Genomic DNA, 6,383 nt, shown 5'->3' with positions numbered 1-6,383 from the left:
CATCCAACTGGATACGATGCTCTACTTTGGCTAGGAAGCGCTTTGTGCCATTGACCAGCAACTCAATACTCAATGGATTTTGGCGCTGACTCTGTTCTAATGTCTCGATCCGCTGTTGCAGCGCCTTGAAAAAAGCATCCGCTCCGGTAATTGGAACGACCTTGCCTTTACGGCAAGCTATTAGGTCCTGAGCATCCGCGCTTAATTCGCCGTGAGCGGCCCAGAACACGGAGTAGCGTCGATTTGGAGCGCGCAAGAATGCGGCCCGCAGGGCGTGGTCCCATTCTCCAGACCAACCGCAGACAATTAGACCATGCTCATCGAGAATGCGGTCGAGTAGTCGCTCATACTCTTTCGGGTACTCATAAAGCTCGCGATCAGTGTTGAGGATACGCGCGTCCTTATAGTCACCGTGGAGCTTAAGTAAGTAGCATTGGCTATGGGTAAGCGGCTCGGCGCCAGAAAGCGCATCGATCGAGGAAACCACGGTGGGTTCGACGCCGTGTTCGCGCAGCGCGTTTTCCAATAGCCGGTCGAAATTGGTCGTGATGATGACGCGGATATGGCCGGAGCGAACCAACTGCGCGATTGCGTGGTGCGCGGCCGTGGGGACTTTCCGACCTTCTTCTCGATCCTGCTCGCTTGGCTCGATGTATCGATGAAGGATCGATCGCCTCTCCTCAGGTGAACCGGCTATCTCCTCTAGGAGAGCGGAATAATTTGGTTCTTGCCCAGTCCTGCTTTTGTACCATTGCGACCAGTCAGGCTGTTCTTCTACCCCCTGCGCCAGCGCGACACGCCGCACTAGGTCAAGAGTGATCTCCCACCCCGTCGGAATCTCCGCAGAACGCGACAGACCAGAGCCGAGCAGTACCGCAAACGCGCCTTTATTCTCGTATACGGAGAACGCCAGCTGCGTGATGGGATCATCTTTGAGAAGTGTCATGGAGCGCTACCGAGCAGTGCAAATCATCCATTCACGGTTGTCGATTTCGAGCGCCAATTGTGGACGTCGATTTCCCTAGAAAATTAACCCATCGGCAACTTCAACCCCTGCTCTTTCGCACATTCTGAGGCAATCTCATACCCCGCATCCGCATGCCGCATCACGCCGGTGCCGGGGTCGTTCCAGAGCACGCGCGCGATGCGCTTGTCTGCAGCGGCGCTGCCGTCGCAGACGATGACGACGCCGCTGTGTTGCGAGTAACCCATGCCGACGCCGCCGCCGTGGTGGAAGCTGACCCAGGTCGCGCCGCCGGCGGTGTTGAGCAGCGCGTTGAGGATCGGCCAGTCGCTGACTGCGTCGCTGCCGTCCTTCATCGCTTCGGTTTCGCGGTTCGGTGAGGCGACACTACCGGAGTCGAGATGGTCGCGGCCGATCACGATTGGCGCTTTCACTTCGCCTTTGCGCACCATCTCGTTGAACGCGAGGCCGAGTTTGTGGCGCACGCCGAGACCGACCCAGCAGATGCGCGCGGGCAGGCCCTGGAAGCTGATGCGCTCGCGCGCCATGTCGAGCCAGTTGTGCAGATGCGGGTCGTCGGGAATGAGTTCCTTGACCTTGGCGTCGGTCTTGTAGATGTCCTCTGGATCGCCCGACAGCGCGACCCAGCGGAATGGGCCGATGCCGCGGCAGAACAGCGGCCGCACATAGGCCGGTACGAAGCCCGGAAAATCGAAAGCGTTCTTGCAGCCTTCGTCGAACGCCATCTGGCGGATGTTGTTGCCATAGTCGACGGTCGGAATGCCCTGCGCGTGGAACGCGAGCATCGCCTCGACGTGCACGCGCATCGATTTCTTCGCTGCGTCGCGCACGCCGTTTGGGTCGGACTTGCGCAGTGCGAACCACTGCTCGACCGTCCAGCCGATCGGCAGGTAGCCATTGACCGGATCGTGCGCGCTGGTCTGGTCGGTCACCGCATCGGGCTTCACGCCGCGCTTGACCAGTTCCGGAAGAATCTCCGCGGCATTGCCGAGCAAGGCGATCGAAACGGCCCTGCCCTCGCCGGTATACTTTTTCAAGCGCGCGAGCGCGTCGTCGAGATCGTGGGCCTGTTCGTCGACGTAACGCGTCTTCAGGCGAAAATCAATGCTGCTCTGCTGGCATTCGATATTGAGCGAGCACGCCCCGGCCAGGCTCGCCGCGAGCGGCTGCGCGCCGCCCATGCCGCCAAGACCCGCCGTGAGTATCCAGCGTCCTTTCAGGCTACCGCCGAAATGCTGGCGCCCCATTTCAACGAAGGTTTCATACGTCCCCTGCACGATGCCCTGGCTGCCGATATAGATCCACGAGCCGGCCGTCATCTGGCCGTACATCATCAGACCCTTCTTATCGAGCTCGTTGAAGTGCTCCCAGGTCGCCCAGTGCGGCACGAGATTGGAGTTGGCGATCAGCACGCGCGGCGCATCCGCGTGCGTCAGAAACACGCCGACCGGTTTGCCCGATTGGATCAATAGCGTTTCGTCGTCGTTCAATTCGCGCAAGGAACGCAGGATCGCATCGAAGCATTCCCAGTTGCGCGCAGCGCGGCCGATGCCGCCGTAGACCACGAGTTCGTGCGGATTCTCGGCGACCTCGGGATCGAGGTTGTTCTGGATCATGCGGAACGCAGCTTCGGTTAGCCAGCTCTTGCACGAAATTTCGCTGCCGCGCGGCGCACGGATTGTGCGCGTCGTATCGATGCGGGTGGGTGCGTTCATGGCGGAATCTCGCTGCGGGATGCAGCGGATTATCCGCTGAGCGTGAGATGTTGCGCCAGCGCGCAGGTGACTACGCCGGTTAAAAAGTTACGAACGAACGGCGTGAATCGCCTCCGAGCGCGTTCGCGTATACACGAATACCGATGCAGGCGGCACGTTGCGCCAGGTGAAGCCGCCGCGGCGCACGGACAGACCCAGCTCGTCGAGCAGATCCTGCGGCAGCGGCGACTTCGGCCCGTAGGTGAACTGGATAAAGCAGCCCTCTGGCTTGAGGACGCTGAACACGGATTCGGCAATCGATTTCTGCACGCTGCGCGGCATGGACAGCAAGCCCAGACCGCTGATCACCGCATCGGCAAGATCGGTCGCGATAAAACCGTTGCCGGTCGCGATGGCCTTCAGCTCGCAGGCGTTGCCGCAGACCACGTGCACCTGCGGAAACTGCTCGTGCAGGTAGGCGTGCAGCTCGGCGTTGAGTTCGATCACGAGCAGTTTGTCGGCAGCGATGCCCGAGGCCAACAACGCGCGCGTGAACACGCCCGTCCCGGCCCCCAGCTCGACCACGCGCTGAGCGTGGGCGGGCACTTCGTGCATCATCAGGCCGGCAAGCTGCGTGCCGGACGGCGACAGAGCGGCGACACGCAAGGGGTTCTTCAGCCACTGCCGGAAGAACAACCAGGTTTGCGACCCCGATTTGTTCGGCGGCGGAGACGATCGATGTGGCTGAATCACGAAAAAGTCCGTACGGGATACCGAGCTATCATAGTGTGACGGGCCGGGCGCGGCCAGTTATTCGTCCAGCCCATCAAACCGCAGGCAAAGAAAAACCCCGCTGCACGGCAGCGGGGTTTCGATTGGCGCTAGTGAAAGCTGCGCCGGAAATCGTCAGTGATGGTAGTAACCACCACCGCCGTGGTCGCCGTCATGGCCGCCACGATAGCCGTCATGGCCGCCGCGGTAACCGTCGTGGCCACCACGATAGCCGTCATGGCCGCCGCGATAACCGTCGTACCCACCACGGTAACCGCCGCGATAGTAACCACGCCCACCGTAGTAGCCGTCATAGACTACGCCACCATAGTAGGCGGGGCTGTAATACGCCGAACCGTAATAGGCAGGCGCATAGTCGTCATAGTAAACCGGCGCCGGGGCATACCCATACCCGTATGCCGGCCCATAGCCGCCCAAACCAATATCGACGAAACCATGATGGCCACCGACGCCGACGCTCAACCCTGGCAGGTTGATGCCGATACCGAAGTGGTCGCGGGCGAACGCGGCCGGCGCCAGTGCGAGGCCGGCCGTAACGAGCGCGCCAAGTACCATCGCACGAAATCCACGCTTGCGGAATGTCATTTCAGTTCTCCAGTGCATTAAAGTCGCGACCCCTTTGATCGCAAGCGTACTCTGCGGTCGAACGGCTGAATCCATACTGAAACCTGCGGCCAATTCAGCGCGCCATTCAGTTTGGATCAGCGCCGCCCGGGAGAAAGCTGAACGGGTCAGGTTTTTCGCAATTCCCAGCAGCGGTGGATACGCGGATTGCGCTCGAAGTCGAAGGGGATCGTCGCTGCGCTGATATCACGGATCGAGAAGTCAGCCAGCGCCGCCTCGTCGAGCTTGAAGCGGCGGAAATTGTTCGAGAAAACGATGGTGCCGTCCGGCAGCAGGCGCTCGCCGCAAAGCTGCAGCAGGCGCACGTGGTCGCGCTGCACGTCGAAATCCTCGGCGCGCTTGGAATTGGAAAACGTCGGCGGATCGACAAAGATCAGGTCGTACATTGCCGAGTGATTCTGCAGATACTCCAGCGCGTCGGCGCAGACCAGCTTGTGTTGCATGTTGGCAAAGCCGTTGAGGGCGAGATTCTGCGTTGCCCATCCGAGATAAGTCTGCGACAGGTCCACGCTTGTCGTCTCGGTCGCGCCGCCCGCGGCTGCATAGACGCTGACGCTGCCGGTGTAGCAGAACAGGTTGAGGAAGCGCGCGCCGCGACTCATCTCGCGCACGCGAGCGCGCAGCGGTCGGTGATCGAGAAACAGGCCGGTATCGAGGTAGTCCCACAGATTGACGAAGAAGCGCAGGCCGCCCTCGCCCACTTCGAGCTGCTCGCCGCGCTCGTCGAGGCGCCCGTATTTCTCGCCGCCCTTGCCGCGCCGGCGCTGTTTCAGCGCGATGCGCTCGCGCGGAACGGCGAGTGCTTCGCCAGCTGCGCGCACGATCTCGCGCAGGCGCGTGCGCGCCATGGTTTCATCGATGGTCGCCGGCGCCTGATATTCCTGGATATGCAGATAGTCGACGGTGCCTTGGCGGGCATCGCGCAGGTGCGCACGATAGATATCGATCGCCGCTGCATATTCGGGCAGATCTGCATCGTAGACGCGCCAGCATTCGATGCCTTCGCGCTCGGCGCGCTTGCGCAGATGGCGGAAATTCTTTTCGATGCGGTTCTTCACCATCTGCGCGCCGGCCGACAGCGGCTTGGGCACATACGTAGCAGAGTCGCCGGCCGCCGAATCGCGCGCCAGGATTTGGAAATTCAGCAGCACGCATTCGAGCGCGCCGTTGTAGAGCTTGTATTTCTTCTCGGCGCGCAATCCGAGTGCGCGGCCAAGCTCTTCATCCGAGGTAATCACGCTCGCCTGCCAACCCGGAAACTCGGCTTTCAATTTCGAGCCTAGCAGGCGATACAAATCCACGATGCCGCTGTCCGCGCCCATGCGCTCGCCGTACGGCGGATTGCAGATCACCAGACCGGGCGACTCGAGTTCATGCGGACGATGCAGGTGTTCGAGCGATTGCTTGCCCAGATGCACGAAGCCGGACATCTGCGCGAGCTGCGCATTGCGCACGGCTTCGTTGAGCACGCTTGCGTCGTGATCGAAGCCGAAAAACGCCGGCCGCAATGCCTGCGCACCCGTCGTCGCACGCGCCTGCGCCTCGTCATGCAGCATTTTCCACAATGCCGCATCGTGGCCGCGCCAGCCAAGAAACCCGAAATAATCGCGGCGCAGACCGGGCGCGATATCCGCTGCCATCAGCGCCGCTTCGACCAGCAAGGTGCCCGATCCGCACATCGGATCGACCAGACCCCCGCCGGCCACATAAACCGCTGGCCAGCTCGCGCGCAGCAGCATGCCGGCGGCGAGGTTTTCCTTGAGTGGCGCCACTCCTTGGCCGAGCCGATAGCCGCGCTGATGCAAGGGTGCACCGGACAGGTCGACGCTCACGATCGCTTGCCCGCGCCTCAGCAGCAGGTTCACGCGCAGCGCGGGACGCTCGGTGTCCACATTGGGACGTTTTCCACATTTATCGCGGAACTGGTCAACGATCGCATCCTTGACACGCAGCGCGGCGAACTGCGAATGCGTGACACCCGGCGTGCTGCCGACCGCATCGACGGCGAAGGTCGCCTCGACATCCATGTGCTCGCTCCAATCCACACCGAGCGCACCCTGGTACAAGGTGTCGCCGTCGGTCACGGCGAACTCCGCGATCGGCGTCAGGATGCGGCTTGCCAGGCGCGACCACAGGCAGGCGCGGTAACCGGCATCGAGTCCACCGCTGAAATGCACGCCAGCCAGCGCTTCGTGGACGTCGCTGGCGCCGAGCGCCTTCAATTCATCGACAAGCAGATATTCCAGGCCTTTGGGGCAGGTCGCGAAAAATTTCCTGACGCTCGACAC

General features: G+C 61.7%; 5 protein-coding genes. All 5 read right to left on the bottom strand.

Features of this window, described 5'->3' with window-relative positions; all coding sequences use genetic code 11:
- Nucleotides 1–946 (bottom strand): SIR2 family protein (locus tag VIE67_RS13035; protein ID WP_332026875.1); only part of this gene is annotated, 946 nt, incomplete at its 3' end.
- An 83-nt stretch (nucleotides 947–1,029) separates the two neighbouring features.
- Nucleotides 1,030–2,700, bottom strand: coding sequence for a urocanate hydratase (gene hutU, locus VIE67_RS13030; protein ID WP_332026874.1), 1,671 nt, complete (start codon nucleotides 2,698–2,700; stop codon nucleotides 1,030–1,032).
- Between the two features lie 87 nt (nucleotides 2,701–2,787).
- Entirely contained in the window at nucleotides 2,788–3,345 is a 558-nt protein-coding gene (locus tag VIE67_RS13025) for a class I SAM-dependent methyltransferase (protein WP_332026873.1), read from the bottom strand.
- Between the two features lie 240 nt (nucleotides 3,346–3,585).
- Complete coding sequence (locus VIE67_RS13020; protein WP_332026872.1) at nucleotides 3,586–4,074, bottom strand: hypothetical protein; 489 nt, start codon at nucleotides 4,072–4,074, stop codon at nucleotides 3,586–3,588.
- A 128-nt stretch (nucleotides 4,075–4,202) separates the two neighbouring features.
- Nucleotides 4,203–6,383 carry a bifunctional 23S rRNA (guanine(2069)-N(7))-methyltransferase RlmK/23S rRNA (guanine(2445)-N(2))-methyltransferase RlmL gene (gene rlmKL / locus VIE67_RS13015; protein WP_332026871.1) on the bottom strand — a complete coding sequence of 727 codons (2,181 nt, stop codon included), beginning with the start codon at nucleotides 6,381–6,383 and terminating at the stop codon, nucleotides 4,203–4,205.

The sequence above is a fragment of the Rudaea sp. genome (assembly GCF_036560865.1).
In the GTDB taxonomy this organism is placed as follows: Bacteria; Pseudomonadota; Gammaproteobacteria; order Xanthomonadales; family Rhodanobacteraceae; genus Rudaea.
This window is presented reverse-complemented; position numbering and strand designations above follow the sequence as displayed.